This window comes from Pseudooceanicola aquaeponti, assembly GCF_050897975.1.
Lineage (GTDB): Bacteria > Pseudomonadota > Alphaproteobacteria > Rhodobacterales > Rhodobacteraceae > Pseudooceanicola.
Genome location: NZ_JBPAXY010000002.1, coordinates 15292 through 42226, shown reverse-complemented (window position 1 = coordinate 42226; position 26935 = coordinate 15292). Strand labels below are relative to the sequence as shown.

The following is a 26935-nucleotide window of genomic DNA, read 5'->3' as shown; positions in this document are numbered from 1 at the left end:
GTGTAGAGGCCAGCCCTCAGCCCCGGCGCCGCCTGGGCCGGGCGGGCCACCAGTAGAAGCGCGGCTCGTTCGGTTCCGGCGGGCGGCGGCGCGGCTGGTCGTGCTGATACCGGTCGGCGCGGCGAATGCGTTCGTCCAGCACATCCAGCGGGCGATAAAGGATCGGATCCATCACGAGTCCTCCGTCCGGGGCGCCCGCAGGCGGGGCAGCCGCGCGTCGGTCACCGGGCGCGTCGGGGTGGCGTTCAGGCGGGTGGCGGTCAGCAGGGCCTTTGCGTAGATGTTGAACATGGGTCTCTCTCCGGTTTCGGTGTCTGACCTTGTTTTACGGGGGCAAGACCCGAATCCCCTATTCAGGAATAATTCCCACCTGTAAGACTGGCTTACATGATTGACTGGACCGGCCTGCCCCCGATGACGGCGCTGCGCGCCCTGGCCGCCCTTGCGGAAAGCGGAACCACCGTGGCCGCGGGCGCCCGGCTGAACGTGTCCCATGCCGCGATCAGCCAGCAGCTCAAGCAGTTGGAGCAGCATGTCGGCCTGCCCCTGGTGCGCCGCGGCGCCCGCGCGCTGGAGCTGACAACCGAGGGCCGCCAGCTGGCCGAGGCGGTGCTGGCGGGGATGGAGGGGATCGCCGAGGTGGTCGCCCGGCTGCGCGGCGACCTGGCGGAACGGCCCATCGTGGTGACCTGCACCCCCACCCTGGCGGCGCAGTTCCTGATGCCCCGCCTGGGCGCCTACCAGGCCGCCAACCCGGGCCTGTCGCTGATGATCGACCCCACGCCAGAGCTGCGCGAGGTGGGCCCCGGTGGCGCCGATCTGGCGCTGCGCTATGGCTCGGGCGACTGGCCGGGGCTGGACGTGGACCTGCTGGTGGAAAGCCCGATTGCCGTCCTCGCCTCGCCCGAGCTGATTCCCGAGGGCGTCTTTCCCAGCCCGGCGGAACTGTCGGACTACCCCTGGTTCCAGGAACTGGGCACCAACGAGGCGGGCGAGTTCCTGGAATGGCAGGGCAGCCGGCTGGATCCGCGGCGCGGCGTAACGTCGCTGCCGGGCAATCTGATGCTGGAGGCGCTGCGCACCGGGCGCGGTGTCGGGGTCATGGCGCGGGCCTTCGCCGAAGAGGAACTGGCCGCCGGTCGGCTGCGCCTTCTGTTCGAAGACGTACGGAAAAAGGGCTATTTCCTGCTGTCTCATGGCCCGACCCTGCGTCCCGAGGCGCGCGCCTTCGGCCGCTGGATGCTGCGCCAGGCCCGTGCCGCCTGGGGACCACAGGCGGGCGGCTCCGATCCGGGGGGGTCACAACCGGCGGGTCAATAGATACAGTGAAAATGTCGCATTTGATGCAGGTCAATGTTGGGAAAACATTGGTTTGCAAGAAGGCTTTGAAACTGAATCCAGAGGAACGCCCCCGTGTCTGCTTCCGATACAGAAGATCCCAAGCTCTATGCTGCCAGGGAACCGATCTTTCCCCGCCGGGTGAAAGGTCGCTTCCGGAACCTGAAATGGGTCATCATGATCGTGACCCTCGGTATCTATTACCTGACCCCCTGGATCCGTTGGGACCGGGGTCCGAACCTGCCCGACCAGGCGGTGCTGATCGACCTGGCCAACCGGCGGTTCTTCTTCTTCTGGATCGAGATCTGGCCGCATGAATTCTACTTCATCGCCGGCCTCTTGGTGATGGCGGGGCTGGGGCTGTTCCTGTTCACCTCGGCCCTGGGCCGGGTCTGGTGCGGCTATACCTGCCCGCAGACCGTCTGGACCGACCTCTTCATCCTGGTCGAACGCTGGATCGAGGGCGACCGCAACGCGCGCCTGCGCCTGCACCGGCAGAAGAAGTGGGATCTGCGCAAGGTCCGCCTGCGGATCACCAAATGGGTGGCCTGGTTCGGGATCGGCCTGGCCACGGGGGGCGCCTGGGTCTTCTACTTTGCCGATGCGCCGACCCTGCTGAAGGATCTGGTGACGCTGAACGCCCATCCGGTGGCCTATACCACCATGCTGGTGCTGACCGCGACGACCTTCCTCTTCGGCGGTTTCGCCCGCGAGCAGATCTGTATCTACGCCTGCCCCTGGCCGCGCATCCAGGCCGCGATGATGGACGAGGACACGATCACCGTCGCCTATCGCGACTGGCGGGGCGAGCCACGCGGCAAGCACCGCAAGGCCGAGGGTGCCCAGGCGCTTGGCGATTGCATCGACTGCAACGCCTGCGTCAACGTCTGCCCGATGGGGATCGACATCCGCGACGGGCAGCAACTGGCCTGCATCACCTGCGCCCTGTGCATCGACGCCTGCGACGACGTGATGGACAAGGTCGGCAAGCCCCGTGGCCTGATCGACTACATGGCGCTGACGGATGAGCAGAACGAGCGCGCGGGCAAGGAACCCCGCAAGATCTGGAAGCACATCTTCCGGCCGCGCACGATCCTGTACACCGTTCTGTGGGCCGCCGTGGGGGTGGGCCTGGTGGTGGCGCTGTTCATCCGCCCCGAGATCGACATGACCGTCGCCCCGGTGCGCAACCCGACCTTCATCACCCTGTCTGACGGCACGATCCGCAACGTCTATGACGTGCGCCTGCGCAACAAGCAGGGCGAAGAGCAGGTCTTCCGCCTGTCTGCCGAAGGCGACCCGGCCCTTGTGGTTCAGGTCGAAGGCAGCGAGGATGCCACCGTGACCGTCGACGCCGACGCCACCCACCTGGCCCGGGTCTACGTGACCGCGGCCCCTGGCACCGGACCGGCGACTTCGGACCGGACCGAGTTCACCCTCTGGGTCGAGGATATTTCGAGCCAGGAACGGTCGAGCGAGGAAACCGTCTTCAACGGAAGGGCCCAATGACATGAGCGACACCGCAGAGCATAGCGGCTTCACCCTGAAGGGCTGGCATGTGCTGGCCATCTTCGTGGCGGCCTTCGGCATCATCATCACGGTCAACGTGGTGATGGCGACCAAGGCGGTCCGCACCTTCCCGGGGCTGGAGGTCGACAACACCTATGTCTTCAGCCAGGAGTTCGACACCCGCGTCGCCGATCAGGAACGCCTGGGGTGGAGCATCGAGGCCCGCGACGCGGGCGAGATGCTGACCATCGCGATCACCGATCGCGACGGTCGCCCGGTGCGCGCCAAGGAGATGACCGCGACCATCGGCCGGCCCACCGACAGCACCGACGACGTGGTGCCGCAGTTCGCCTACAACGGCACCGCCTACGAGGCGCCGCTGGAAGTGGGCGAGGGCCGCTGGATCGTCCGCTTCAGCGCCATTGCCGAAGACGGGACCGAGTTCCTGCAACGGCTGGAACTTCAGGTCGAGGACTAAGGGAAAGAACCGGGGCCGCAGATGGTCGACGCAGCGCAGCATTTCATCGAGGAACAACCGGGCGGCATCTCGGCCTGTCCGGCCTGTTCCGCCGCCCCCGCCGCCGAGGACATGGCGCGCCGCGCGCGCGAGCTGGAAGGGGCGACCCTGGCGCTGTCCCTGCCGGGCATCCACTGCGCGGCCTGTATCGACACGGTCGAGCGCGCGCTGAATGCCGCGCCGGGGGTGCGCGAGGCGCGGGTGAACCTGACCCTGAAACGCGCCCAGGTGAAGGCCGAGGCCGATGTCGAGGCCGCCGATCTGGTCGCCGTGGTCCAGGGCGTGGGCTATGAGGCGCATGAGCTGGACGCGGGCAGCATCGCCGCCACCGCCACCGACCGGGGCGGGCGCGAGCTGTTGATGCGGCTGGCGGTGGCGGGCTTTGCCTCTATGAACGTCATGCTGCTGTCGGTTTCGGTCTGGTCGGGGGCGGCGGATGCCACCCGCGATCTGTTCCACTGGATCAGCGCGGCAATCACCCTGCCGGCCATCGCCTTCTGCGCCCAGCCCTTCTTTGTCAGTGCCGGTCGCGCCCTGAAGGCGCGGCACCTGAACATGGATGTGCCCATCTCGCTGGCCATTCTGCTGGCCCTGGCGACCTCGCTTTGGGAAACCTCGCTGTCGGGGGAACACGCCTATTTCGACGCGGCCCTGACGCTGACCTTCTTCCTGCTGGCGGGCCGCTATCTGGATCACCGCACCCGCGCCGCCGCACGCTCTGCCGCCGAGGAACTGGCGGCGCTGGAGGTGCCCCGCGCCTGGATCCTGCGCGACGGCGAAGAGGTGCAGGTGCCGGTGGCCGAACTGTCCATCGGCGACCTGATCCAGGTGCGCCCCGGCGGACGGATGCCCGTGGACGGCGAGATCGTCGCGGGCGCCTCGGAACTGGACCGCTCGCTGCTGACCGGCGAGACCCTGCCCGTGCCCGCCCTGCCGGGCCAGGGCGTCAGCGCGGGCGAGGTCAACCTGACCGGCCCGCTGACCGTGCGCGCCACGGCGATTGGCCGCGACACCTCGCTGGCGCGGATGGCCGATCTGGTGGCCATCGCCGAAAGCGGGCGCTCGCGCTACACCTCGCTGGCCGACCGCGCGGCCAAGCTCTACGCGCCCGGCGTGCATATCCTGTCGGCCCTGTCTTTCATCGGCTGGTATCTGTGGTCGGGCGACCTGCGCGTGGCGCTGAACATCGCCGCCGCCGTGCTGATCATCACCTGCCCCTGCGCCCTGGGCCTGGCCGTGCCCGCCGTGACCACCGCCGCCTCGGGGCGGCTGTTCCGGCGCGGAATGCTGGTGAAACATGAAACCGCGCTGGAGCGGCTGGCCGAGGTCGACACGGTGGTCTTCGACAAGACCGGCACCCTGACCGCGGGCACGCCTACGGTCACCGGGCTGGAGGGGTTCGACGCCCGGACGCTGTCGCTGGCCCTGGCCCTGGCGGCGGGCTCCTCGCATCCCCTGAGCCGGTCGCTCGTCGCGGCGCTGAGCGCGCGCGGCGTGACCCCGGCCCCGGTGACGGATCTGCGCGAAGTGCCGGGCTATGGCACCGAGGCCCTGCTGGCGGGCCAGCGCGTGCGCCTGGGCCGCGCCGCCTGGCTGGGCGCCGAGGCGGGGGCCGAGACCGCCACCTGGCTGGAGGGCCCGGGCGGCCTGGTCGAGTTCACCTTCACCGACAGCCTGCGCGACGGCGCCGAAGAGGCGGTGCGCGACCTGCTGGCGGCGGGCAAGCATGTGGCGCTGATCTCGGGCGATGCCGAGGGCGCGGTGGCCGATCTGGCGGCGCGTCTGGGCATCGCGGACTGGACGGCGGGCGCCCTGCCGGGCGACAAGGCCGCCCGCATCGCCGATCTGCAAGCCGCCGGCGCGCGGGTGCTGATGGTGGGCGATGGCCTGAATGACACGGCGGCGCTGAGCACGGCGCATGTGTCGATCTCGCCCGCCTCGGCGCTGGACGCTGCGCGGGTTGCCTCCGACATCGTGCTGCTTGGAGGCGATCTGTCGCCCATTCCCGAGGCCCTGGATATCGCCTCTCGCGCCACGCGGCGGATCCGTGAGAACTTCCGCATAGCGACATTCTACAACGTGATAGCCGTGCCGCTGGCGGTTGCGGGCCTCTGTTCGCCCCTGATCGCGGCGCTGGCCATGTCGACCAGTTCGATCACGGTCTCGCTGAACGCCCTGCGGCTGCGCTGACGCGCCGCCGGGGACCGGGGCGGACCCGGCACAGGTCCAAGACAGGGGCGCCAGGCGCCCGGAAGGGAACATGATGGATATTCTGGTTTGGCTGATCCCGATTTCGCTGTTTCTGGGCGGGATCGGTCTGGTCGGTTTCATCTGGACGGTGAAGACGGATCAATACGACGACCCCGACGGGACGTCGCAGCGGATCCTGTCGGATCAATGGGACGATCACCCGAAGCCCTGAGGGGCGCGGGGCTGTCGCCTTTGGCGACACCTTGGAAGTGGGTGGGGGCTGGCTTCCCGTCGCCGTAGGGTGGCACATGGCAGGAAAAGGGGGGCTCTGCCCCCCTTTCGCCTTCGGCTCAATTCCCCCCGGGATATTTCTGGCAAACGAGAAGACAGGGGCGGGATGCCCTGAGGCGCAGGTCGTTCCGCGGATGGCGGCCTTGCTGGGGCGGTTCTGCCGTGGGGGCAGGGGCCCGGCGGGCGGCCCCCTGCCGGGTCCCGGTCAGGTGCCGGGGCCGATCATGAAGCAGGTCTGATTGCGCGCGTTCAGGCGGCGGCAGGTGCGGTCGGCGGCGTCGCGGGTCAGGCCCGCGAAATTGGCATCGAACCCGGTGGGCGAGCGGATCACCCGGCGGTCGGCGCCTTCCAGGGTCTCGACCTCGGCCAGGGCGGTGGTCAGCAGGATGCGCTCGGCGCGGCCCTCGGTGGTGTAGCGGCCGATGTTCACCCCCCAGCTGGCCGGGCCCGCATCGGCAGAGCGGGTGACCACCGGGGTCACCGGCACGCCCACATCGGCGGGCAGCTCGGCGGCGGCGGGTTTGGCGCGGGTGAACTGTTGCAGCAGGGTCTGCGGGCGGGCCATGGGCGCCACCGGATTCTCGACCGGGCCGCGGGGCAGGGGGCTGGGCTGGGCGGCCTCGGCGGCGTCGCCCTGGGCGGGATCGGGGGGCGGCGGCAGGGTCTGCGGACCGGGCGCGCCGGTGGCGGCAAAGGCCAGGGCCTCGGCGGCGGCGGCATCCAGCGTGGCGGGATCGGGCGCGGCGGCCAGCAGCATCTCTTCGGTCAGCGGCGCTTCGTCGGGGGTGGGCCGGGCGCGCGGGCGCAGCGAGCTGCGCGGGGCGCCGTTCACCCGGATCGTCTTGCCCGCCATCAACAGCTCGTCATGGCCGCCATAGGAGGGTTTCGGCGGCGCGATGGTGCGCGCGGTCGTGGGGGCGCGGGCAAAGCCCAGGTCCAGCAGTTCCGCCATGCGGGCGTTGCGCCAGGGGGTCGAGCGGCCGCCGAAGATCGTCGCGATGATCCGTTCGTTGCCCCGCGCTGCCGAGGCCACCAGGTTGAACCCGGCGGCCCGGGTATAACCGGTCTTGATCCCGTCGGCGCCCTGATAGGCGGCCAGGAACTTGCGGTTGGTGTTGTAGACCGTGGTGCCGCCGGCATCCGCCGTGCGTTTCGAGAACAGGTGGTAGTACTCGGGGTAGTCGAAATAGAGATGCCGCCCCAGCGTGGTCATGTCGCGGGCGGTGGACAGGTGCCCCGACGAGGTCAGCCCGTTGGCATTCTTGAAGGTGGTCCGGGTCATCCCCAGGGCCTGGGCGGTGCGGTTCATGCGCCGGGCAAAGGCCGCCTCCGAGCCCTCGATCGCCTCGCCGATGGCGGTGGCGGCGTCATTGGCCGACTTCACCGCCGCGGCCCGGATCAGGTAGCGCAGCTTGATCCGCTGCCCCTCGCGCAGGCCCAGTTTCGACGGTTCCTCGGCGGCGGCATTGCGCGACACGCGCACCAGCGTGTCCAGCGAGATCTCGCCGTGTTCCACCGCCTCGAAGGCGATGTAGAGGGTCATCATCTTGGTCAGGGAGGCCGGATGCAGCCGCGTGTCGGCATTGCGCGAGCGCAGCACCTCGCCGGTGCGGGCGTCGATCACCATTTCCGCGTAGGGGGCCGCGCGGGCCGCCTCGGCGCCGAAGGACATCAGCCCCAGGGCCAGCATCAATGCCAGGAAAATACTACGGAACCCGAGAAGGGCCGGCTGCCTGCGCCGATCCGCCAAGTCACTCATCTGTCTGCCTCGTCGCCGCCGGTTTTCCGATCGGTCAATCGTTCTGGACGGTGGCGCCGTTGTGCCTGTGGCGCCACTGTCGTCTTCTGCAACAGATACCATAGGGCGCGGGGTGAACAAAGCGACCATTTTGGGGCGACTGCGCGTCACATGTGTACAGCTTCCAGATGTAGTTGCGCCTGGGGATAAACCTACAAGGACTGCTTTCGGCCAGAAAAACAAGGGATTGCAAAAGCGGGGTTACAGATGTGCAATTGCTTATCCTTTTCAGCCTTTTAGGCCGCAATGCTCAGGGAAAAGGCCCGGCGCGGCCCCGGAACGGGGTCTGACCGGGGGCTGCGACCACGCGCCGCGATGCCACGGGCGCGTGGGGCGGGGTCCGCGTGAGGCTGTCAGCCCTGCTCCAGCCGGTCGACCAGGGCGGGCAGGCCCGAGAGGTCGGGCAGGGTGAAGAAGCGCGGCTCGTCCTGCGGCGCCTCGGCATGTTCCAGCGCCCAGGTCAGCCCATGGGGCACATGCACGCCGATGCCGCCGACCGCGATCACCGGCAGCACGTCGGATTTCATCGAGTTGCCCGCCATCAGCGCCCGTTCGGCCCCCTCGCCGTGGTCGTCGAAGATCCGCGCATAGACCGGCGGCGTCTTGTCCGAGACGATCTCGATCCCGTCGAACAGATCCCCCAGCCCCGACTGCGCCAGCTTGCGTTCCTGGTCCAGCAGGTCGCCCTTGGTGATCAGCAGCACCCGGTGGCTGCCCGACAGGGCCTCGACCGCGTCGCGGGCATGGGGCAACAGCTCGATCGGATGGGCCAGCATCTCCTGGCCGGTCTCGATGATCTGGCGGATGACGCTTGCGGGGACGCGGTCGTCGGTGACCTCGATCGCGGTCTCGATCATCGACAGCATGAAGCCCTTGATGCCGAAGCCGTAGTGGCCAAGGTTGCGCCGTTCGGCGGCCAGCAGGCGCTCGGCCAGGTGGTCGCGGTCGGCATGGTCGGCCAGCAATTCCGCGAATCGCTGCTGGGTCATGTGGAAGAACCGCTCGTTGTGCCACAGCGTGTCATCCGCATCGAAACCGATTGTTGTGATTTTTCGTGTCATTTTTTACCTGCGATCCCGGCTGCGGCCTTCCCTGACGGGCCTGCGGCGTTATATAGAGCAGCCTGATCCCGAAACCTCAACAACGCTGCCGGCCCCCCGGAGGGATATCGCCTTGGACGATCCGACCGACGCCAGGCCAGCGGAGACGATGACCGACGTGACGATGACCCGAGTGACCGAGACCGAGCGGCCGTTGCCGCAGGCGCCGTCGGCGCAACCGCTGACGATGATGGCGGGCCCCGACGATCCGCAGGGCGACGGCAATGTCGCGCTGGACACCAAACCGCGCAGCAAGCGGCCGCCGCTGTACAAGGTGCTGCTGCTGAACGACGATTACACCCCGATGGAATTCGTCGTCCTGGTGCTGGAGCGGTTCTTTGGCATGACCCATGCCCAGGCGTTCGAGATCATGCTGACCGTGCACAAGAAGGGCGTCGCCGTGGTCGGCGTCTTCAGCCACGAGATCGCGGAGACCAAGGTGGCGCAGGTGATGGATTTCGCCCGCAAGCACCAGCATCCGCTGCAATGCACCATGGAAAAGGAATAGGGCGCTCATGCTCGGAACCCGTCTCGCTCTCGCGATGGAGAGCGGCCTGACCCTGCCCGATGCGGGGCCTGTCGCCGTGTTCGCCCCCCGTGCCGGGGCCGATCTGTCGGCCTTGCCCAAGGATCGGGTCCAGGTCCTCACCGGCTTTCGCCCCGATCACACCGCCTTTGAGCGCCAGGGCTATGCCGTGGCCGTGGCGCCCGAGGGGCGCTATGGCGCGGCGCTGGTCTGTCTGCCGCGGGCCAAGGCCGAGGCGCGGGCCCTGGTGGCCCAGGCGCGGGCGGTGACCGACGGGCCGGTGCTGATCGACGGGCAGAAGGATGCGGGCGTCGATTCCATGCTGAAGGCCCTGCGCGGCCTGGGGGCCGAGGTTTCGGCGCCGCTGTCCAAGGCCCATGGCAAGCTGTTCTGGATCGGTGCCGCCGATCTGGCCGATTGGGCCGCCGGCCCGGCGCAGATGGTGGATGGCTGGCAGACCGCGCCGGGCGTCTTTTCCGCCGACGGGGTCGACCCGGCATCGGCGCTGCTGGCCGAGGCGCTGCCGGAACTGGCGGGCTATGGCGCCGATCTGGGGGCGGGCTGGGGCTATCTGGCGGCCAAGGTGCTGGCGGGGGCGCCCAAGGTGCGCGCCCTGGATCTGGTCGAGGCCGATCACGCCGCGCTGGCCTGTGCCCGGGTCAATGTCACCGACCCGCGCGCCGCCTTCCACTGGGCCGATGCCACCGCCTGGCGCCCCGGGCGGATGCTGGATTTCGTGGTGATGAACCCGCCCTTCCACGTCGAACGCAAGGCCGACCCGGAACTGGGCCGCGCCTTCCTGCGCGCCGCCGGCGCCATGCTGGCACCCAAGGGCCGCCTCTACCTCGTGGCCAATGCCCACCTGGGCTATGAAAAGACCCTCGAGGGGCTTTTTGGTCATGTCGAGGCATTCGGCGGCAATCGCAGCTTCAAACTGCTCATGGCAGAGCGCCCCTCTCGCCAAGGGGCCGGGCCCGCGCTAGGCTCCGCCCCGGGACGAATGGGGAGAACCAGATGAGTTTCTCGATCGCGGGCAAGACCGCCATCGTGACCGGCGCCGCCCATGGCATCGGTCTGGCCATCGGCAAGCTCTTTGCCGACAAGGGCGCCAATGTGATGTTCGCCGACATGGACGAGGACCGGCTGCGCGAAGAGCTGGGCGAGGCGGCGGAAGAGGGCAACATCCGCTACTTTGCCGGGGATCTGCGGGAAAAGCTGACCATCGCCAACCTGCTGTCGGCCACCATCGACGCCTTCGACCAGGTGGATATCCTGGTCAATGCCTCGCGCCAGGTGCTGGTCTCGGACCCGCTGAACCCCGACGATGACGCGATGGAAACCATGTTGCAGCAAAACCTGCTGACGGCGCTGCGGGTGACCCAGACGGTGGCCAAGCGGATGATCAAGCAATCCGAGGCGCCCGATGGGCCCCAGGGCGGGGCCATCGTCAACCTCTCCTCCATCGCCGCCCGCCGCACCCATCCCGACCTGATGGCCTTCTCGGTCTCGGCCGCCGCGCTGGACCAGATGACCCGCTCGCTGGCCGTCGCCCTGGCGCCGCATGGCATCCGGGTCAATGCCCTGGCCTTCGGTTCGGTCATGTCCTCGTCGCTGAAGGAAACCCTGCGCGACAATTCCGATTTCCGCGAGGATATCGAGGATCACACGCCGCTGTCGCGCATCGCGCCGCCCAGCGAGCTGGCCGAGGCGGTGCAATACCTGGCCTGCGAGGCCTCGTCCTTCATGACCGGGCAGATCGTCACCGTCGACGGCGGCCGCACCCTCTTGGATCCGGTCGCCGCCCCCGCGCACTGATCCGGGCCGGGGCGCCCCGCTTTTCCCTATTCGATGGCCAAAAATACTCTCGCCGAAGGCATGGCCCCGTCAGGGGCCATTTCCTTTTGCAGCGGAGCTGTTCGGCGCTCCTGCGGAGCCCCGAGCCTCCGGCGGGAGTATTTTCAGCCATCGAATGGAGCCAGGGGCGGGTGCGCCCTCTTCTGCCCTGCGGCGCGGGCTGCTAGGGAAGGGCGGCATCTGGCGAAAGGAGCGGGACATGGCGGAGATGGTGGAGGAGAAGGCACGGGCAAGCGCGTGGTTCCGCGCGCTGCGCGACCAGATCGTCGCGGCCTTCGAGGGGCTGGAAGACGCCCAGGTTGCGGGGCCGATGTCGGACCAGCCCGCGGGCCGGTTCGAGGTGACGCAGAGCAAGCGCAGCAGCGAAGACGGCTCGGACGCGGGCGGCGGGCTGATGTCGGTGATGCGCGGCGGCCGGGTCTTCGAGAAGGTCGGCGTGAATATTTCCACCGTCTACGGCCAGCTGGGCGCCCGGGCGCAGGCGGCCATGGCGGCGCGCAAGGGGCTGCCCGGGATGGCCGAGGATCCGCGCTTCTGGGCCTCGGGGATCAGCCTGGTGGCGCATATGCAAAATCCCCATGCCCCCGCCGTGCACATGAACACCCGCATGTTCTGGACGCCCCATGGCTGGTGGTTCGGCGGCGGGTCCGACCTGAACCCCTGCATCGAATACGCCGAGGACACCGCCCATTTCCACGCCGTGCAGAAAGAGCATTGCGACCGTCACGACGCGGGCTTCTATCCCCGGTTCAAGGAATGGGCGGACGAGTACTTCTATATCCCGCACCGGGGCCGCGCGCGCGGCGTGGGCGGGATCTTCCTCGATGACCACAACTCGGGCGATTGGGAGGCGGATTTCGCCTTCATCCAGGACGTGGGCCGGGCCTTCCTGCCCGCCTTCCTGCCCCTGGCCGACAAGCGCCGGGCGCAGCCCTGGGGCGAGGCCGAGAAAGACGCCCAGTTGATCCACCGCGGCCTCTACGCCGAATACAACCTGGTCTACGACCGGGGCACGAAATTCGGCCTGGAAACCGGCCATGACGCCAATGCGGTGCTGATGTCCCTGCCGCCCCTGGCCAAATGGGTCTGACGACCCATCTGATCCCCCAGGCCCGCAGGGCCACCGACGCAGCAGAAGGGCGTGGGCGATGAAACAGCTGAAACGTATCTTTGCCGTGCTGAAGGGCATCTTCGGCCAGATCGGCGAGATCAACATGGCCCTGGTCGCCGCCGGGGTCGCCTTCTACGCCATGCTGGCGCTGTTTCCCGGTCTCGCCGCGCTGATTGCCCTGTGGGGGATCATTTCTGACCCGACCGTGGTGATGGAAGAGCTGCAATTGCTGCGCGGCATCCTGCCCGACGAGGTCTACACCCTGGTCGCGGCACAGGTGTACAAGATCTCGGCCTCTTCCGGCTCGACCCTGGGCTGGGCGGGGGCCCTGTCGCTGGCCTTCGCCATCTGGTCCTCGCGCTCGGGCGTGGCGGCGATGATCCTGGGGCTGAACACGATCCACGGGCAGGAGAATCGCGGCTCGTTGCGGCACTACCTGATCGCCCTGGCGCTGACCGTGGCCCTGCTGGGGGTGGGGATCGTGGCGCTTGGCTCGGTGGTGGTGCTGCCGGTGCTGCTGGCGATCTTCCCGCTGGGGCCGGTGGCCTCGGTCGCGGTGGAAATCGTGCGCTGGCTGGCGGCCCTGCTGGCGGTGATGGGGGCGCTGTCGCTTCTGTATCGCTATGGCCCCAACAACCGCGGCGACCGCGTCGCCTGGGCCACGCCCGGCGCCATCGTCAGCGTGGTGCTGTGGTTGGCGGCCTCTTATGCGCTGTCGCTCTATTTCACCAATTTCGCCAATTACAACGAGGTCTACGGCTCTCTCGGGGCCGCCATGGCGCTGCTCTTCTGGCTTTACGTCTCGGCCTTCGTCGTTCTGCTGGGCGCCTCGCTGAACGTGCAGATCGACCGGGCGCTGGCGGCGGAAGAGGGCCAGCCCGACCCGGCGCCGCAGCGGGCCGAGGCGGACACGATCCTGACCGGCCAAGAGGCGGACGGCGGCGCCGTCGAGGACGGCCCGCAAGAGGCGCAGCTGGTGGAAGAGGGGCCGATCCACGAGGTGGCAGGCCCCGCCCAGGCTGCGCCGGACGGCCCCCGGCCGCCCGAACACGATCCGCGCGGCAAGACTGCCTGATCAGGCGCCCGCGCGCACCGTTTCGATCATCAGCGCCACGTTCTCGGGATCCGCATCGGGCGTGATGCCGTGGCCCAGGTTGAAGATATGCGGCCCCTTCGAGAAGGCCTGGACGATCTTGCGGGTCTCCTCGACCAGGGCCGGACCGCCGGTGACCATATGCGACGAGGCCAGGTTTCCCTGCACGCAGCCGTCCACCTGGACGTTGGCCGCTGCCCATTCGGGCGCCACGGAATTGTCCAGCGCCACGCAATCGGCGCCGGTGGCCTTGGCAAAGCCCACGTATTTCTCGCCCGCTTCGCGCGGGAAGGCGATGACCGGGATGCCCGGGTGGCGCGCCTTCAGCTCGGCGATGATGCGTTTGGCGGGCGCCAGCGCGTAGCGGTCGAAATCCTCGCCCTTCAGGGATCCGGCCCAGCTGTCGAACAGCTTCACCACCTCGGCCCCGGCCTCGATCTGGCGCGACAGATATTCGATGGTGCCCTCGGTCAGCCGCTCCAGGATGGCTTCGAACAGCGCCCGGTTCTCGGCCTTCAGCGCGTGCGCCGGGCCCTGGTCCTTGGTGCCGCGCCCGGCGATCATATAGGTGGCCACGGTCCAGGGGGCGCCCGCGAAACCGATCAGGGTCGTCTCCGAAGGCAGCTCGCGCGACAGGATCTTCACCGTCTCATAGATCGGCGAGAGCACCTCATGCACGTCGCTGGCGGGCTTCAGCGCGTCGAACTCGGCCTGGGTGGTGATGGTCGACAGGCGCGGCCCCTCGCCGGTGACGAACCACAGATCCGCCCCCAGGGCCTGGGGCAGCAACAGGATGTCGGCGAAAAGGATCGCCGCGTCGAACCCGTAGCGACGGATCGGTTGCAACGTCACCTCGGCGGCCAGCTCGGGGTTATAGCACAGCGACAGGAAATCCCCCGCCTGGGCCCGGGTGGCGCGGTACTCGGGCAGGTAACGCCCCGCCTGGCGCATCATCCAGATCGGCGGGGTGGGCAGCACTTCGCCCTTCAGCGCGCGCAGGATCGTCTTTTCGGCCATGGGGGTCCCTCCGTTTGTCGCTGCCTCTGGTCGCGGTCCGGGCGCTGAAAGTCAAGCGCGGCCCGCTCTTTCACTGGGCCGGAAATACTCCCGCCGGAGGCCTTGGCGCAGAGCGCCAAACTGCCGCGCTTGCCAGCCCGCGCGCCCCCGCGTAACCAAGGCCCATGACGCACCCCTATCCGACCCCCGCCAAACCGCTGAAGATCGGCACCCGTGGCTCGCCCCTGGCCCTGGCCCAGGCGCATGAGACCCGCGACCGCATCGCGGCCCAGTTCGACCTGCCGCCCGAGGCCTTCGAGGTGGTGGTGATCTCGGTCGCGGGCGACCGGATCCAGGACAAGGCCCTGCGCGAGGTGGGGGGCAAGGGCCTCTTCACCAAGGAGATCGAGGTGGCCCTGGCCACGGGCGAGATCGACATCGCGGTGCATTCGATGAAGGACATGCCGGTGGATCAGCCCGAGGGGCTGGTGCTGGACTGCTACCTGCCGCGCGAGGATGTGCGCGACGGTTTCGTCTCGCTGCATCACGCCTCGCTGGCGGCGGTGCCCGAAGGCGCGGTCATGGGCACCTCCTCGCTGCGCCGCCGGGCGCAGCTGCTGGTGCGGCGGCCCGACCTGACGGTGGTGGAATTCCGCGGCAACGTGCAGACCCGCCTGCGCAAGCTGGAGGACGGCGTGGCCGAGGCCACCTTCCTGGCCATGGCCGGGCTGACCCGGCTGGGCATGGTGGATGTGGCCCGCGCCGCGCTGGACCCGGACGAAATGCTGCCCGCCGTCGCCCAGGGCGCCATTGGCATTGAACGGCGCGCCGACGACCTGGCCACGGCCCATCTGCTGGAAGCCATTCACCACGCCCCCACGGCCGAGCGGCTGGCGGCGGAACGCGCCTTCCTCGCCCGTCTCGACGGCTCTTGCGAAACCCCGATCGCCGGTCTGGCCGAGGTGTCGGGCGGCACCCTGCGCCTGCGCGGCGAGATCCTGCGCCCCGACGGGTCGGAGGCGCTGTCGGACGACCGCAGCGCGCCGGTGGAAGACGGTGCCGAGCTGGGCCGCGCTATGGCCGAGGGGCTGTTGGCCCGCGCCGGTGCGAATTTCTTCGACTTCAAAAGCTGAGGCGCGGGGGCTGCCGGGGGCGGATCACTCCGCCCCGCAAGCCTCGTCACCCGCGTGACAGGCCGCGATCCGATCGGTGACGGCCGGGTCGGGCGTGGCGAAATACTGCCCGCCGCAGGGGCCGAGGCGCAGGTCATAGCCCGTCTCGGTCATCTCCACGAAGGCCAGCCCCGCACCGTCTGCCGGTACGCCGGCGCACCAGGGCCCGGCGCAGGTCAGGGTGACCTCCATCTCCAAAGCATAGCTGCCGGTGAACCCCTCGGGGCCAAGGGCCTGGCCCTCGAACCGCGCGGGAAAGCGGTGTTCCTCGGGGGTCGGATTGCTCAGGTCCGGTTCCGGCAGGCTGGGCGCGTCAAAGCGGAAATCGCCCAGCAGGACCACGTAGGTCTCGGCGGCCTGGTCGGCGCGCAGATAGCTGGCCACCGCATCCGGCGGCAGGCAGGACAGCGCGCTGGCCTGGGTGGCAAGCGCCAGGATCGGGACAGAGAGAAGAGCCGCGCGCATCAGATCTTGTCGCCGAAGGCCGCCAGCACGGCCTCATAGACGCTGCGCTTGAAGGGTACGATGTTTTCGACCAGCTCATCCGGGGGCATCCATTTCCACTCGGTGAACTCGGGGTGCTCGGTGGCGATGTCGATATCCGCATCGCTGCCATGGAACCGCATCAGCGCCCATTTCTGCTTTTGCCCCCGGAACTTGCCCTTCCAGATCTTGCCCAGCAGATGCTCGGGCAGATCATAGAGAATCCAGTCCTCGGTCATCGCCTCCAGGGTCACCTTGTCGGCGCTGACCCCGGTTTCTTCCCACAGCTCACGCAGCGCGGCCTCTTCCGGGGTCTCGCCCTCGTCGATCCCGCCCTGGGGCATCTGCCAGGCCGGCGCCTCGCCTGCCTTCATGTCGTTGCGCTGGCCGGTAAAGACCAGGCCCAGCTCGTTCACCAGCATGACGCCCGCGCAGGGGCGATAGGGCAGGGCGGCTTTCTCTTCGGGTGTCATCTGACAACTCCTTGCAATTCGGGCGCATCCTACGCGGCGCGCGGGTGAAGTCCACCGCCCCGCCGCCCCCCCGGGCAAAGCCTGGCCGATGGTCTGCGCTCAGGCCCAGATGCCCGCCAGTTCGGCGGCCAGCCAGTCGCGAAAACGGGCAAAACCCGGCAGGGCCTCGGAGCGTTCGGGGAAGATCAGCGTATAGGCCTCGCCGGTTTCCAGCCGCCGGGCGCTGGCCAGGGCCAGGCGGCCCTCGGCCAGGGCGCGCTCGGCCACCACCTCGGGCACCAGGCCGACGCCCAGACCCGCCTCGGCGGCATCGGCCACCATGTCGAAATGATCGAACCGCGCGCCGCGCAGGGCGCGCCGGGGGTCCACGCCGCTGGCGCGGAACCAGTCGGGCCACAGGCTGGGGCGGGTCGATTGCTGCAACAGCGGCAGCGCCAGCATCGCCTCGTCCGACAGCGGCCCCGACCGCGCCAGCGAGGGCGCGGCGACCGCCACCAGGTTCTCGTCCAGCAGATGCAGATGCTGCGCCCCGCCGCTGCGCTGCGCGCTGCGCTGGATCGCCAGGTCAAAGGGGTCGGTGTCGAAATTCACCGGCGCGAGGCGGGCGGCCACGTCAAAGCTCATCCCCGGCATGGTGGCGCGGAAACTGGCCAGTTTCGGGATCAGCCAGGCGCGGCCGAAACTGGGCAGGACCGAGATCCGCAGCACCGCCTCCTGCCCGCCGAAGGCCATGACCGAGGTCGCCGCCGCATCCAGCCGCGCCAGCAGCGCTTCGGCCTCGGTGCGAAAGCTGCGGCCCGCGTCCGACAGCGCCAGCCGCTGCCGCGCCCGGGTGAACAGCGCCACCCCCAGCCGGTCTTCCAGCGCCGCGATCGAGCGCGAGACGGCGGATTGCGTCAGCCCCAGCTCGCGCGCCGCCCCGGTGGTGGTGCCCACCCGGGCACATGCGCAAAAGGCTTCAAGCTCTCCCACCGAGGGTATGTAGGGTTTGCGCATTTTCGGGATGCCTATTCGGGAAACTCATAGCTTTGCCAGAATTACGCGTTGGCGGCGGGAAGGTCCATGACTTAGGTTGCCGTCCAGACCCCGCCATTTCCGCCCGAGGAGAGAGAGAATGGACACCGCCCCCCGCCCCGTCCTGAAGGACAAGGACCGCCCCAACATGTCGGGCTTTTCCTGGGAAGACCCCTTCCTGCTGAACGACCAGCTGGAGGAAGAAGAGCGGATGATCCGCGACACCGCCCATGCCTTCGCCCAGGAAAAGCTGATGCCCCGGGTCGAGAAGATGTACATGGAAGAGGGCGTGGATGCCTCGATCTTCGCCGAGATGGGCGAGATGGGCCTTCTGGGCGTCACCGTGCCCGAGCAATACGGCGGCATCGGTGCGGGCTATGTCAGCTATGGCCTGGTCGCCCGTGAGGTCGAGCGGGTCGATTCGGGCTACCGCTCGATGATGTCGGTGCAAAGCTCGCTGGTGATGTACCCGATCTATGCCTACGGCAGCGAAGAGCAGCGGATGAAATACCTGCCCAAGCTCGCCTCTGGCGAATGGATCGGCTGTTTCGGCCTGACCGAGCCCGACGCCGGGTCCGACCCGGCGGGCATGAAGACCCGCGCCATCAAGACCGAGGGCGGTTATCGCCTGGTGGGCTCGAAGATGTGGATCTCGAACGCGCCGATCGCCGATGTCTTCGTCGTCTGGGCGAAATCCGAGGCCCACGACGGCGCGATCCGTGGCTTCGTGCTGGAGAAGGGCATGAAGGGTCTGTCGGCGCCCAAGATCGAGGGCAAGCTGTCCTTGCGCGCTTCGATCACCGGCGAGATCGTGATGGAGGATGTCGAGGTCGGCGAAGAGGCCCTGCTGCCCCATGTTTCGGGCCTGAAGGGTCCCTTCGGCTGTCTCAACCGCGCGCGGTACGGCATCGCCTGGGGCGTGATGGGGGCGGCCGAGGATTGCTGGCACCGCTCGCGCCAGTATGGCCTCGACCGTAAGCAGTTCGGCAAGCCGCTGGCCGGGATGCAGCTCTACCAGAAGAAACTGGCGGACATGCAGACCGAGATCGCCCTGGGCCTTCAGGCGGCCTTGCAGGTGGGTCGTCTGTTCGACGCCGCCCGCGCCGCGCCCGAGATGGTGTCGATCATCAAGCGCAACAACTGCGGCAAGGCCCTGGAGATCGCGCGCCAGGCGCGGGACATGCATGGCGGCAACGGGATCCAGGTCGGCTATCAGGTGATTCGCCATTCGCAGAACCTGGAGACGGTGAACACCTACGAGGGCACCCATGACGTGCACGCGCTGATCCTGGGCCGGGCGCAAACCGGGTTGCAGGCCTTCTTCTGATCCTCGGCGGGTTGCCCGCCCGCCGCCACAGGGGCGCCGGACGGGCAAGGGGGCGCTGCCCCCTGTCGCGACGCCCCCGGACGTCTTTTCAGCTATCGAATGGGGCGGGTCCGCGGATCCGCCCTTTTCTTTTGCCGCCGGGCGGGCAGGATGGCGGCATGATCTCTCATGTCACCCTAGCCGTTGCCGATTTCGACCGGGCGCTGGCCTTCTGGCGGGCGCTGATGGCCTGTCTGGGCCATGAGGAAAGCTGGTTGAAACCGGGCGAGGAGGCGAGCTTTCGCGCGCCGGGGCATCCACGCCCGCTGCTGTTCCTGGTGCGGCCCTTCGCGGGGGCGCCCGACCCGGGCAACGGGCCGATGCTGGGCCTGATGGCCGCCGACCGCGCGACGGTGCACGCCGCCCATGCCCTGGCGTTGCGCCTGGGCGGGCAGGACGAGGGGGCGCCGGGGCTGCGCCCGCAGTATCACGCGGATTTCTACGGCGCCTATTTCCGTGACAGCGAGGGCAACAAGATCTGCGTCGTCTGTCACGAGCCCGAGGGGTTTTCTGCCGCCTGAGGCAGCCGCGCCGCCAGCAGATCCCAGACCAGCCGCAGCCGTTTGGAATGGGCCAGATCGCGATGCGCCACCAGCCAGACCGGGAAGGGCACCGGCGCCAGATGCGGCACCCGGGTCAGATGGGCGTCGCCCTCGGCCCGGGGAAAGGCCGCCAGCCCCAGCCCCGCCTGGGCCATCTGCCATTGCACCAGGTGGCTGGCGGTGGTCACCGGAAAGCTGGCCGCGCCCAGGGGCACGCCCATCTGGCCCAGCAGATCGGGCAGGGCGGGGCCCTGATCCCAGGCCAGGAAGCGGGCGCGGCCCAGGTCGGCGGCGCTGTCCAGCGGGCCGAGCGAGGCCAGATAGGCGGCGCTGCCGTAGAAGAACCCCTGATCGTCGGGCAGGCGGCGGCCGATCAGATCGGGATCCTGGGGCCGGGTGTTGCGCAGGGCGATGTCGGCCTCGCGCCCGGCCAGGTCCGAGATGTCGTTCGAGGCGCGCAACTCGACCTCGATCCCGGGATGGGCGGCCTGAAGGGTGGCGATGATCGCGGGCAGGCGAAAGGCGGCGTAGAACTCTGACGCGGTGATCACCACGCGCCCGTCGATCTGGTCCGACAGGCCCGCCGCCGCGCGGGAAAAGGCCAGCGCCGCCTCGGCCATGGCGCGGGCGCGGGGCAGCAGGGCGCGGCCCGCAGGCGTCAGCACCAGCGCCCGGCCCGTGCGGTCGAACAGGGTCAGCCCCAGATCCTGTTCCAGCTGCGCCACCTGGCGGCCAAGGGTCGGCTGGGTCAGCCCCAGGGCCCGCGCGGCGGCAGAGAGAGAGCCAGTTTCGGCGGTGGCCAGAAAGGCGCGCGCGCGGCTCCAGTCAAAGGCGATCTGGGACATATCCATGCGTTTTTCTATGTCAGCTATGCCTATTCAGTCAATTTCGTTGAGGGGGCCGCGCCGCTAGATCCAGGGCAACAGCGATGGAGCGTGGTTATGAAAGCGATTGTCTATGCGAAATACGGCGGGCCCGAGGTGCTGCACCTGGCCGAGCGGCGCGCCCCCGCCCTGCCCGAGGGCGGCGCGCGGGTGCGGGTGCAGGCGGCGGCGGTGACCAGCGCCGACTGGCGGCTGCGCGCGGCGGCCTTTCCCGGGGTGCTGGCCCTGGTCGGGCGGGCGATGTTCGGCCTGTTGCGCCCCCGGGCCGAGGTGCTGGGCAGCGCCTTTGCCGGCGAGGTGACAGAGGCGGCGCCGGGTGCCCCCTGGCGCCCGGGCCAGCAGGCGCTGGGCTTTGTCCCCGCAGGCGCCCATGCGGAAGAGCTGGTGATCGGCCCCGGGGCCTGCGTGGTGGCGCGCCCCGAGGGGATGTCGGCAGAGGCGGGCGCGGCGCTGCCCTTCGGCGGGCTGGCGGCGCTGGTCTTTCTGCGCGATGTGGCGAAGGTGCAGCCGGGGCAACGGGTGCTGATCACCGGCGGCTCGGGCGAGGTGGGGGCCATGGCGGTGCAGATCGCCCGCGCCCTGGGCGCCCGGGTGACCGCCATGGCCAGCGCGGGCAATCTGGACCTGCTGCGTGATCTGGGGGCCGAGACGGTCTGGGATTATCGCGCCACCGATCTGGCCAGGATCGAAGGCGGGGCCGAGGGGGGCTTCGATCTGGTCTTCGACACCTTCGGCGCGCTGTCGGTGCGCCAGGCGCGCGCCCTGTTGCGCCCGGGCGGGGTCTTCGTGCCGCTGAACTTCGGCCTGGCCGAGATCGCCGCCGCCCTCTGCCCCTGGGCGCTGAAGCCGGTTCGGATCCACGTCAACGCCGACCGGGCCGAGGATCTGACCACCCTGCTGGCGCTGTGGCAGGCAGGCCAGCTGCGCCCGCAGATCGACGCCCGCTATCCGCTGGCCGAGGCCCGCTCCGCCCATGCAAGGGTCGAGGGCCGCCACAAGCGCGGCGCGGTGCTGTTGCAGATGACCCGGCGCGAGGAGGCCTGAGCGGTGCGGGCGCCCCGGCATGGGCCCCCACGAAAAAAACCCGCGCAGCCAGGCTGCACGGGGGTCTTTGGTCTTGGGGGCGGGCGCCATGCCCAGACGGGGCTTAGTTGCCTTCGCCTTCGGGCAGCAGGGCGGGGGCGCGGTATTGCGGGCCCAGGGCCGCCAGGCCGCGCAGGATGTCGATGGCATAGGCCAGCTGATAATCCTCGTCGCGCAGTTCCGCGGCCTTCTCGGCCAGGGCGCGCTCTTCCTCGATCTGGCGGATCTCGTCTTCGCTCAGCGAATCGTTGTCCAGCGTGCCGCGCAGATCGGCCTCGGAACGGCGGGGACGATCGTCTTCCTCCTCGGTCTCGTCGGCGGTGGGATCGACGCGCGGCTGGTGCACCACGATGTCGGGCGAGATGCCAAGGTTCTGGATCGAGCGGCCCGAGGGCGTGTAGTAGCGCGCCGTGGTCAGCCGGATCGAGCCGTCACCGCGCAGCGGCATCACCGTCTGGACCGAGCCCTTGCCGAAGGACTTGGTGCCCACGACGATGGCGCGGCGGTGATCCTGAAGCGCACCGGCAACGATTTCCGAGGCCGAGGCCGAGCCGCCGTTGACCAGCACCACGATGGGCTTGCCGTCGATCAGATCGCCCGGTTCGGCGTTGAACCGTTCGCCATCGCCCGGCTCGCGGCCCCGGGTCGAGACGATCTCGCCCTTGTCGAGGAAGGCGTCGGAGACCAGGATCGCCTGATCCAGCAGCCCGCCGGGGTTGTTGCGCAGGTCCAGGACGACGCCGTTCAGATTGTCCAGGCCCTCGGCCTTTTCGATCTCTTCGCGCAGCTTCTCGACCAGGGTCGGGTAGGTCTGGCGGTTGAACGAGGAAATCCGCAGCACCACCGTATCGCTTTCGGTGCGGGCGCGGACCACGGTCAGCTTGATCGTGTCGCGCACGATGGTCACGTCGAAGGGTTCGGGCTCGCCCTCGCGCACCACGGTAATGACGATTTCCGAGCCGACGGGGCCACGCATCATCTTCACCGCATCGTCCAGGGTCAGGCCCAGAACCGATTCGCCGTCCACATGGGTGATGTAATCGCCCGCCTCGATCCCGGCCTCATAGGCGGGGGTGTCGTCCATCGGCGTGACAACCTTGACGAAGCCCTCTTCCTGGGTGACCTCGATCCCCAGGCCGCCGAATTCGCCCCGGGTCTGCACGCGCAGATCGTCGGCCTCTTCCGGCGGGTGATAGGAACTGTGCGGGTCCAGCGAGCTGAGCATCCCGTCGATCGCCGCCTCGACCAGGTCCGAGGGGTCCACCTCTTCGACATACTGGCTGCGGATGCGCTCGAAGACATCGCCGAACAGGTCGAGCTGTTCATAGACCGAGCTTTCCCGGGCCACATCCTGGGCCAGCAGCGGCGGGGCGATCTGGGTGGTGGCAACCACCGCCACGGTCATCCCGCTGATCGCTGCCATGGCGAATTTCTTCATCATTGCGTGTCCTTCGTGACTGCGAACCAGGTCAGGGGGTCCTGGGGCTCGTTGCCCAGCCTGACTTCCATGTAAAGCGTTTCCGAGCGGTCATTTCCAGTGCCCTCCCGGGATTGGGCCAGAATTGCACCGGGCGCGGGATCTTCGCCACCCATCAGGCCAAGAGGCGCCCCTTCGGGAAGCACCTCGCCGATCTCTCCGTAGACGATATCCAGCCCGGCGAGAACAAAGAGTAAACCGGATTGAGGCTCAAGGACCATCACGTTTCCGTAGTCCAGCAGCGGGCCGAGATAGCGGATGGTAGCAGGCACCGGCGCGGTGACCAGGGCGCGGGGGCGGGTGGCCAGCACGACGCCGGGGCGGGTGACCCCCGCCGCGTCGGCCTCGCCCGCGCGGCGCAGCACGGTGCCCTGCACCGGCAGGGGGATCTGGCCCCTTTGCGCGGTGATGTCCTGGGGCGCGGGATCCTCGGCGCCTTGCGTGATCTGCGACAGGCCCGAGGCGAAGGCGCGCAGGGTCTCGGCAGTGGCGACCAGCAGCTGGGTCTTCATCGGGTCGGCGGTGAACCGGCGCGGCAGGTCGGTGCGGTCCGACACCGCCTGGCTGAGCGCGGTGCGCGCCTCCTGCACCCCCGAAAGCGCCTGTTGCAGCTGATCGGCGGCGGCCTGTTGCAGGGCGCGCAGGGTGCGGGCCTCGTCCAGGCGGGCGCGCAGATCGGCCACCCGCTGGTTCAGGGCCGGGGCGGCCTCGGCCATCAGCATCCCGGCGCGGGCGGTGCCGATGGGCCCGTCGGGATGCAGCATCAGCACCGGGGCGGGTTCGCGCGACAGGGTCTGAAGCGTGCCCAGAAGGGCCGCGATCTCGTCCCGCTGGGCGTCGAACTGGGCCGCGATCCGCGCCTCGCGCAGGGCGGCGGCGCGCAGGCTGGCGCGCATGGCGGTCAGCCCCTTTTCATAGGCGGCAATGGTGGCGGTCAGCGCCGCCACCCGGTCCGAGGCGCGCTCTGCCCCGTCCAGCTGATCATGGGCCGCCTCCAGCTCGGCTGCCGCCGCCTGGGCCAGGGCCGCCGGGTCGCCGCCCGCATCCGCCGCCGCCCGCGCGGGCGCCCCCTGTCCGAAAAGCGCCAACAACAGCAGCGCCAACGCCGCCAGCAGGGCGACGGCGCGGGTCAGTCGGCAGGGCAGGCGGCGCGGCAGGTTCACTTGATCAGGCTCTCGCCGGTCATCTCGGCCGGTTTCTCCATGCCCATCAGTTCCAGCAGCGTGGGCGCCAGATCGGCCAGACGGCCCGCGCGCAATTGCGCGCCCTCGGGGCCGCCGAAGAGGATCACCGGCACCGGGTTGGTGGTATGGGCGGTATGCGGCCCGCCGGTCACCGGGTCGACCATGGTTTCGCAATTGCCGTGATCGGCGGTGACGATCATCGCGCCGCCGGCCTTCTCCAGCGCCGCCACGACACGGGCCAGGCCACGGTCCACCGCTTCGCAGGCGGCGACGGCGGCGGGGATGGATCCGGTATGGCCCACCATGTCGGGGTTGGCGAAATTGGTGACGATCAGGTCGTAGCCCTTCTCGATCGCCTCGACGAACTTGTCGGCCACCTCGACCGAGGACATCTCGGGTTGCAGGTCATAGGTCGCCACCTTGGGCGACTTGGGCATGTAGCGCTCTTCGCCTGGCTTGATCTTCTCGACCCCGCCGTCGAGGAAGAAGGTCACATGGGGGTATTTCTCGGTCTCGGCCAGGCGGAACTGGGTCTTGCCATGTTTGGACACCCACTCGCCCAGGGTGTTGACGATCTCACGCTTGGGGAAACAGGTGGTCATATAGGCGTTGTGGCCTTCGGAATATTCCACCATGCCCAGCAGGGCGGCCAGCGCGGGGCGCGGGCCGGTGTCGAAATCGGCAAAGCCCGGTTCGCCGATGGCGCGCAGGATCTCGCGGGCGCGGTCGGCGCGGAAGTTCATGCAGTAGAATCCGTCGCCCTCGGCCACCCCGGCGTAATCGCCAATGACCGTGGGCAGGATGAACTCGTCGCTGGCCTCGGCGGCATAGCTTTGCTCCACGGCCTCTTTCGCGCTGGCGGCGGTCTTTTCGCCCTGGCCCTTGATCATGGCGAAATAGGCCTTGGAGACGCGCTCCCAGCGGTTGTCGCGGTCCATGGCATAGTAGCGGCCCGAGACGGTGGCGATGCGGGCGTTCTCCGGCAGGCCTGCCTCCAGCGTCTCGAGGTAGCCGAGTGCCGAACTGGGCGCCACGTCGCGCCCGTCGGTCACCGCGTGCAGGGCCACGGGGACGCCCGCGCCCGCGATGATCCGCACCGCGGCCAGGATATGGGTCAGCGAGCCATGCACGCCGCCATCCGACACCAGCCCCATCACATGGGCGGTGCCGCCGGTCTCTTTCAGCGTGGCGATCATCGCCAGCAGGGCCTCGTTCCGGGCAAAGCTGCCATCCTCGATCGCCAGGTCGATCTGGCCCAGATCCATGGCGACGATACGGCCCGCGCCGATATTGGTATGGCCCACCTCGGAGTTGCCCATCTGACCGCTGGGCAGGCCCACGTCGGGGCCATGGGTGGTCAGGGTGGCATGGGGGCAGTTGGCCCAAAGCCGGTCGAAGGTGGGGGTGTCGGCCAGGGCCGGGGCGTTGGCCTCGGTCTCTTCGCGCAGGCCCCAGCCATCGAGAATGCACAGGACGACAGGTTTGGGAATGGACATGCGGGGTCTCCGGTAATGGGCCAGGTCTGAGGCTGTTCTAGACCCTTCGCGGCAGGGGGGAAACCTCTGCCGGTAAGGCGCGCGGGGTTCAGCCGGGGCGTTGCCCGATCCGGGGGCGGGGGCGGGGGGCTCTGCCCCCCTTGAGCCTGCGGCTCAATTCCCCCCGGGATATTTCTGGCAATGAGAAGAGGGGGGCTGGGCACGGCAAAGCAGCGGCGGCGCCCCGGCTGCAAAGTCCGCCAACATCTGCGCGCCGCGCCTGGTTGGCCTCCGTCGCAGCCGGGGGGCGGTCAGGGCTTTCAGGTGCCACGCCATTGCGCTTCTCATTGCCAAAAATATCCCCGCTAGGGAGGCATCGCCCGGCACAGGCGATTTCGCGGCAAAGCCGCGTGTCAGACGCGGTGGTAGGGCGATCCGGCCAGGATGGTGGTGGCGCGGTAAAGCTGTTCGGACAGCATGACGCGCGCCAGCATATGTGGCCAGACCATCTTGCCGAAGGAGATCGACAGGTCGGCGCGGGCCCGCAGGGCGGGGTCGATGCCGTCCGCGCCGCCGATGACGAAGGCCGCGTCGCGGATTCCCTCGTCGCGCCAGGCGCCCAGCTGATCGGCCAGCTCGGGCGAGGTCAAGAGCTTGCCACGCTCATCCAGGCAGACCAGTTTCGCGCCCTCGGGGATCATCCGGCCAAGCAGTTCGGCCTCTTCGCCCATGCCGCCGCCGCGTTTCGCCTCGGCCTCGGAGACCGTGCAAGGCCCCAGCCCGAGCGCGCGGCCGGTCTTGCCGGCGCGGTCGAGGTAGTCGTCGATCAGCGCCTTTTCCGGCCCCTTGCGGAGCCGGCCTATGGCGCAGAGATGCAGTTTCATCGGGCCTCGGGCAGTTGCGGTCCGGTCAGGACAGCGGTGTCTTCTGGCCCGGCTCCATCCACATCTTCTCGATCTGGTAGAACTCGCGCACCTCGGGGCGGAAGACATGGACGATCACGTCGCCCGTGTCGATCAGCACCCAATCGCCGGTTTCCTTGCCTTCGATCTTGGCGGTGCGGCCGGTCGCCTGTTTCAGGCGGTCCACCAGCTTTTCCGAAATCGCCGCCACCTGGCGCGACGAGCGGCCAGAACAGACGACCATGTAGTCCCCGATAGAGGATTTCCCGGCGAGGTCGATCTGCACGATCTCTTCCGCCTTGTCGTCTTCCAGCGATTTCAGGATGAGGGTGAGCTGGTCTTTGACACTCAGCTCTTGCGGGGCCGCCATCATCTGGGCCCCCGAGGGTGCGGAAAGATCCGCGCTTGCGTCAAGTGACAGGACATCGTCCTCCCTTAATGCGCACCGGCCACGCCCCGGTGCCGGGCATGTCCCCAAGGTAGCAGCCCGGGCGGCGCTTTTCAATGAATGCGGTCCGCTTTGCGGGGTGCGCGGGGTTTCCGACGCAGCGGCGCCC

At 68.9% G+C, this 26935-nt stretch carries 27 protein-coding genes; 14 read left to right on the top strand and 13 right to left on the bottom strand.

What is annotated here, in order from left to right; genetic code table 11:
* Positions 1-16 precede the first annotated feature (16 nt).
* Positions 17-172 (bottom strand): hypothetical protein, encoded by a 156-nt coding sequence (locus ACRARE_RS03865; protein ID WP_432655093.1) that lies wholly within the window; start codon positions 170-172, stop codon positions 17-19.
* 215 nt (positions 173-387) lie between these two features.
* On the opposite strand from ACRARE_RS03865, the gene ACRARE_RS03860 reads away from it, so the two are divergent.
* The 5 genes from ACRARE_RS03860 to ccoS all read left to right on the top strand — a co-directional run bounded on the left by ACRARE_RS03860 (position 388) and on the right by ccoS (position 5786).
* A complete protein-coding gene (locus ACRARE_RS03860; RefSeq protein WP_432655092.1) occupies positions 388-1320 on the top strand; it encodes a LysR family transcriptional regulator in 933 nt (310 codons plus the stop codon).
* 93 nt (positions 1321-1413) lie between these two features.
* A complete protein-coding gene (ccoG, locus tag ACRARE_RS03855; protein WP_432655091.1) occupies positions 1414-2847 on the top strand; it encodes a cytochrome c oxidase accessory protein CcoG in 1434 nt (477 codons plus the stop codon).
* Position 2848: 1 nt separating this feature from the next.
* Positions 2849-3325, top strand: coding sequence for a FixH family protein (locus tag ACRARE_RS03850; protein WP_432655090.1), 477 nt, complete (start codon positions 2849-2851; stop codon positions 3323-3325).
* A gap of 21 nt (positions 3326-3346) precedes the next feature.
* Positions 3347-5554, top strand: coding sequence for a heavy metal translocating P-type ATPase (locus tag ACRARE_RS03845; protein ID WP_432655089.1), 2208 nt, complete (start codon positions 3347-3349; stop codon positions 5552-5554).
* Positions 5555-5627: 73 nt separating this feature from the next.
* On the top strand, positions 5628-5786 hold the full coding sequence (gene ccoS, locus ACRARE_RS03840) for a cbb3-type cytochrome oxidase assembly protein CcoS (protein ID WP_432655088.1): 159 nt from the start codon (positions 5628-5630) through the stop codon (positions 5784-5786).
* Between the two features lie 264 nt (positions 5787-6050).
* Here ccoS and ACRARE_RS03835 read toward each other — a convergent pair whose 3' ends face one another.
* Entirely contained in the window at positions 6051-7604 is a 1554-nt protein-coding gene (locus tag ACRARE_RS03835) for a D-alanyl-D-alanine carboxypeptidase family protein (protein ID WP_432655087.1), read from the bottom strand.
* A 392-nt stretch (positions 7605-7996) separates the two neighbouring features.
* Entirely contained in the window at positions 7997-8704 is a 708-nt protein-coding gene (locus tag ACRARE_RS03830; protein ID WP_432655086.1) for an HAD family hydrolase, read from the bottom strand.
* A 226-nt stretch (positions 8705-8930) separates the two neighbouring features.
* Between ACRARE_RS03830 and clpS the strand changes: the two genes are divergently transcribed.
* The 5 genes from clpS to ACRARE_RS03805 all read left to right on the top strand — a co-directional run bounded on the left by clpS (position 8931) and on the right by ACRARE_RS03805 (position 13309).
* Positions 8931-9251 (top strand): ATP-dependent Clp protease adapter ClpS, encoded by a 321-nt coding sequence (clpS, locus tag ACRARE_RS03825; RefSeq protein WP_432655647.1) that lies wholly within the window; start codon positions 8931-8933, stop codon positions 9249-9251.
* 7 nt (positions 9252-9258) lie between these two features.
* On the top strand, positions 9259-10287 hold the full coding sequence (locus ACRARE_RS03820) for a class I SAM-dependent methyltransferase (protein WP_432655085.1): 1029 nt from the start codon (positions 9259-9261) through the stop codon (positions 10285-10287).
* Positions 10284-11084: an SDR family NAD(P)-dependent oxidoreductase gene (locus tag ACRARE_RS03815; RefSeq protein ID WP_432655084.1), complete on the top strand. Its 801-nt coding sequence runs from the start codon at positions 10284-10286 to the stop codon at positions 11082-11084. Before ACRARE_RS03820 ends, ACRARE_RS03815 begins: the two co-directional genes overlap by 4 nt.
* Before the next feature lie 238 nt (positions 11085-11322).
* Entirely contained in the window at positions 11323-12213 is an 891-nt protein-coding gene (hemF, locus tag ACRARE_RS03810) for an oxygen-dependent coproporphyrinogen oxidase (protein WP_432655083.1), read from the top strand.
* A 58-nt stretch (positions 12214-12271) separates the two neighbouring features.
* Positions 12272-13309 carry a YihY/virulence factor BrkB family protein gene (locus tag ACRARE_RS03805; RefSeq protein WP_432655082.1) on the top strand — a complete coding sequence of 346 codons (1038 nt, stop codon included), beginning with the start codon at positions 12272-12274 and terminating at the stop codon, positions 13307-13309.
* Here ACRARE_RS03805 and hemE read toward each other — a convergent pair whose 3' ends face one another.
* Positions 13310-14344: a uroporphyrinogen decarboxylase gene (gene hemE, locus ACRARE_RS03800; protein WP_432655081.1), complete on the bottom strand. Its 1035-nt coding sequence runs from the start codon at positions 14342-14344 to the stop codon at positions 13310-13312.
* Positions 14345-14508: 164 nt separating this feature from the next.
* Between hemE and hemC the strand changes: the two genes are divergently transcribed.
* Positions 14509-15456: a hydroxymethylbilane synthase gene (hemC, locus tag ACRARE_RS03795; protein WP_432655080.1), complete on the top strand. Its 948-nt coding sequence runs from the start codon at positions 14509-14511 to the stop codon at positions 15454-15456.
* A gap of 24 nt (positions 15457-15480) precedes the next feature.
* On the opposite strand, the gene ACRARE_RS03790 is transcribed toward hemC, so the two are convergent.
* The 3 genes from ACRARE_RS03790 to ACRARE_RS03780 all read right to left on the bottom strand — a co-directional run bounded on the left by ACRARE_RS03790 (position 15481) and on the right by ACRARE_RS03780 (position 17447).
* Positions 15481-15960: a hypothetical protein gene (locus ACRARE_RS03790; protein ID WP_432655079.1), complete on the bottom strand. Its 480-nt coding sequence runs from the start codon at positions 15958-15960 to the stop codon at positions 15481-15483.
* The gene (locus tag ACRARE_RS03785) at positions 15960-16451 is read right to left on the bottom strand and encodes an RNA pyrophosphohydrolase (protein WP_432655078.1); all 492 of its coding nucleotides are present in this window, start codon (positions 16449-16451) and stop codon (positions 15960-15962) included. Before ACRARE_RS03785 ends, ACRARE_RS03790 begins: the two co-directional genes overlap by 1 nt.
* Positions 16452-16550: 99 nt before the next feature.
* Positions 16551-17447 carry a LysR family transcriptional regulator gene (locus ACRARE_RS03780; protein ID WP_432655077.1) on the bottom strand — a complete coding sequence of 299 codons (897 nt, stop codon included), beginning with the start codon at positions 17445-17447 and terminating at the stop codon, positions 16551-16553.
* A gap of 118 nt (positions 17448-17565) precedes the next feature.
* Between ACRARE_RS03780 and ACRARE_RS03775 the strand changes: the two genes are divergently transcribed.
* Positions 17566-18792, top strand: coding sequence for an acyl-CoA dehydrogenase (locus ACRARE_RS03775; protein ID WP_432655076.1), 1227 nt, complete (start codon positions 17566-17568; stop codon positions 18790-18792).
* 158 nt (positions 18793-18950) lie between these two features.
* On the top strand, positions 18951-19352 hold the full coding sequence (locus ACRARE_RS03770; protein WP_432655075.1) for a VOC family protein: 402 nt from the start codon (positions 18951-18953) through the stop codon (positions 19350-19352).
* Here ACRARE_RS03770 and ACRARE_RS03765 read toward each other — a convergent pair.
* Positions 19322-20224: a LysR family transcriptional regulator gene (locus tag ACRARE_RS03765; RefSeq protein WP_432655074.1), complete on the bottom strand. Its 903-nt coding sequence runs from the start codon at positions 20222-20224 to the stop codon at positions 19322-19324. The genes ACRARE_RS03770 and ACRARE_RS03765 overlap by 31 nt on opposite strands.
* Positions 20225-20314: 90 nt before the next feature.
* Here ACRARE_RS03765 and ACRARE_RS03760 point away from each other — a divergent pair, with 90 nt between their 5' ends.
* Positions 20315-21301, top strand: a complete 987-nt coding sequence (locus ACRARE_RS03760) for an NAD(P)-dependent alcohol dehydrogenase (protein WP_432655073.1) — start codon at positions 20315-20317, stop codon at positions 21299-21301.
* A gap of 103 nt (positions 21302-21404) precedes the next feature.
* On the opposite strand, the gene ACRARE_RS03755 is transcribed toward ACRARE_RS03760, so the two are convergent.
* The 5 genes from ACRARE_RS03755 to rsfS form a co-directional block, all read right to left on the bottom strand.
* Positions 21405-22778, bottom strand: coding sequence for a S41 family peptidase (locus tag ACRARE_RS03755; RefSeq protein ID WP_432655646.1), 1374 nt, complete (start codon positions 22776-22778; stop codon positions 21405-21407).
* Positions 22778-23980, bottom strand: coding sequence for a murein hydrolase activator EnvC family protein (locus tag ACRARE_RS03750; RefSeq protein ID WP_432655072.1), 1203 nt, complete (start codon positions 23978-23980; stop codon positions 22778-22780). The genes ACRARE_RS03755 and ACRARE_RS03750 overlap by 1 nt, the downstream gene beginning before the upstream one ends.
* On the bottom strand, positions 23977-25497 hold the full coding sequence (gpmI, locus tag ACRARE_RS03745) for a 2,3-bisphosphoglycerate-independent phosphoglycerate mutase (protein ID WP_432655071.1): 1521 nt from the start codon (positions 25495-25497) through the stop codon (positions 23977-23979). Before gpmI ends, ACRARE_RS03750 begins: the two co-directional genes overlap by 4 nt.
* Positions 25498-25889: 392 nt before the next feature.
* A complete protein-coding gene (gene rlmH, locus ACRARE_RS03740) occupies positions 25890-26360 on the bottom strand; it encodes a 23S rRNA (pseudouridine(1915)-N(3))-methyltransferase RlmH (protein WP_432655070.1) in 471 nt (156 codons plus the stop codon).
* A 25-nt stretch (positions 26361-26385) separates the two neighbouring features.
* The gene (gene rsfS, locus ACRARE_RS03735; RefSeq protein ID WP_432655645.1) at positions 26386-26856 is read right to left on the bottom strand and encodes a ribosome silencing factor; all 471 of its coding nucleotides are present in this window, start codon (positions 26854-26856) and stop codon (positions 26386-26388) included.
* Between the last annotated feature and the right edge of the window lie 79 nt (positions 26857-26935).

What these genes read in the sequence shown, in the direction of transcription:
- ACRARE_RS03865 (WP_432655093.1), bottom strand. Translation starts at nt 172, where the DNA reads ATGGATCCGATCCTTTATCGCCCGCTGGATGTGCTGGACGAACGCATT.
- ACRARE_RS03860 (WP_432655092.1), top strand. Translation starts at nt 388, where the DNA reads ATGATTGACTGGACCGGCCTGCCCCCGATGACGGCGCTGCGCGCCCTG.
- ACRARE_RS03850 (WP_432655090.1), top strand. Translation starts at nt 2,849, where the DNA reads ATGAGCGACACCGCAGAGCATAGCGGCTTCACCCTGAAGGGCTGGCAT.
- ACRARE_RS03845 (WP_432655089.1), top strand. Translation starts at nt 3,347, where the DNA reads ATGGTCGACGCAGCGCAGCATTTCATCGAGGAACAACCGGGCGGCATC.
- ccoS (WP_432655088.1), top strand. Translation starts at nt 5,628, where the DNA reads ATGGATATTCTGGTTTGGCTGATCCCGATTTCGCTGTTTCTGGGCGGG.
- ACRARE_RS03835 (WP_432655087.1), bottom strand. Translation starts at nt 7,604, where the DNA reads ATGAGTGACTTGGCGGATCGGCGCAGGCAGCCGGCCCTTCTCGGGTTC.
- ACRARE_RS03830 (WP_432655086.1), bottom strand. Translation starts at nt 8,704, where the DNA reads ATGACACGAAAAATCACAACAATCGGTTTCGATGCGGATGACACGCTG.
- clpS (WP_432655647.1), top strand. Translation starts at nt 8,931, where the DNA reads ATGATGGCGGGCCCCGACGATCCGCAGGGCGACGGCAATGTCGCGCTG.
- ACRARE_RS03820 (WP_432655085.1), top strand. Translation starts at nt 9,259, where the DNA reads ATGCTCGGAACCCGTCTCGCTCTCGCGATGGAGAGCGGCCTGACCCTG.
- ACRARE_RS03815 (WP_432655084.1), top strand. Translation starts at nt 10,284, where the DNA reads ATGAGTTTCTCGATCGCGGGCAAGACCGCCATCGTGACCGGCGCCGCC.
- hemF (WP_432655083.1), top strand. Translation starts at nt 11,323, where the DNA reads ATGGCGGAGATGGTGGAGGAGAAGGCACGGGCAAGCGCGTGGTTCCGC.
- ACRARE_RS03805 (WP_432655082.1), top strand. Translation starts at nt 12,272, where the DNA reads ATGAAACAGCTGAAACGTATCTTTGCCGTGCTGAAGGGCATCTTCGGC.
- hemE (WP_432655081.1), bottom strand. Translation starts at nt 14,344, where the DNA reads ATGGCCGAAAAGACGATCCTGCGCGCGCTGAAGGGCGAAGTGCTGCCC.
- hemC (WP_432655080.1), top strand. Translation starts at nt 14,509, where the DNA reads ATGACGCACCCCTATCCGACCCCCGCCAAACCGCTGAAGATCGGCACC.
- ACRARE_RS03790 (WP_432655079.1), bottom strand. Translation starts at nt 15,960, where the DNA reads ATGCGCGCGGCTCTTCTCTCTGTCCCGATCCTGGCGCTTGCCACCCAG.
- ACRARE_RS03785 (WP_432655078.1), bottom strand. Translation starts at nt 16,451, where the DNA reads ATGACACCCGAAGAGAAAGCCGCCCTGCCCTATCGCCCCTGCGCGGGC.
- ACRARE_RS03780 (WP_432655077.1), bottom strand. Translation starts at nt 17,447, where the DNA reads ATGCGCAAACCCTACATACCCTCGGTGGGAGAGCTTGAAGCCTTTTGC.
- ACRARE_RS03775 (WP_432655076.1), top strand. Translation starts at nt 17,566, where the DNA reads ATGGACACCGCCCCCCGCCCCGTCCTGAAGGACAAGGACCGCCCCAAC.
- ACRARE_RS03770 (WP_432655075.1), top strand. Translation starts at nt 18,951, where the DNA reads ATGATCTCTCATGTCACCCTAGCCGTTGCCGATTTCGACCGGGCGCTG.
- ACRARE_RS03765 (WP_432655074.1), bottom strand. Translation starts at nt 20,224, where the DNA reads ATGGATATGTCCCAGATCGCCTTTGACTGGAGCCGCGCGCGCGCCTTT.
- ACRARE_RS03760 (WP_432655073.1), top strand. Translation starts at nt 20,315, where the DNA reads ATGAAAGCGATTGTCTATGCGAAATACGGCGGGCCCGAGGTGCTGCAC.
- ACRARE_RS03755 (WP_432655646.1), bottom strand. Translation starts at nt 22,778, where the DNA reads ATGAAGAAATTCGCCATGGCAGCGATCAGCGGGATGACCGTGGCGGTG.
- gpmI (WP_432655071.1), bottom strand. Translation starts at nt 25,497, where the DNA reads ATGTCCATTCCCAAACCTGTCGTCCTGTGCATTCTCGATGGCTGGGGC.
- rlmH (WP_432655070.1), bottom strand. Translation starts at nt 26,360, where the DNA reads ATGAAACTGCATCTCTGCGCCATAGGCCGGCTCCGCAAGGGGCCGGAA.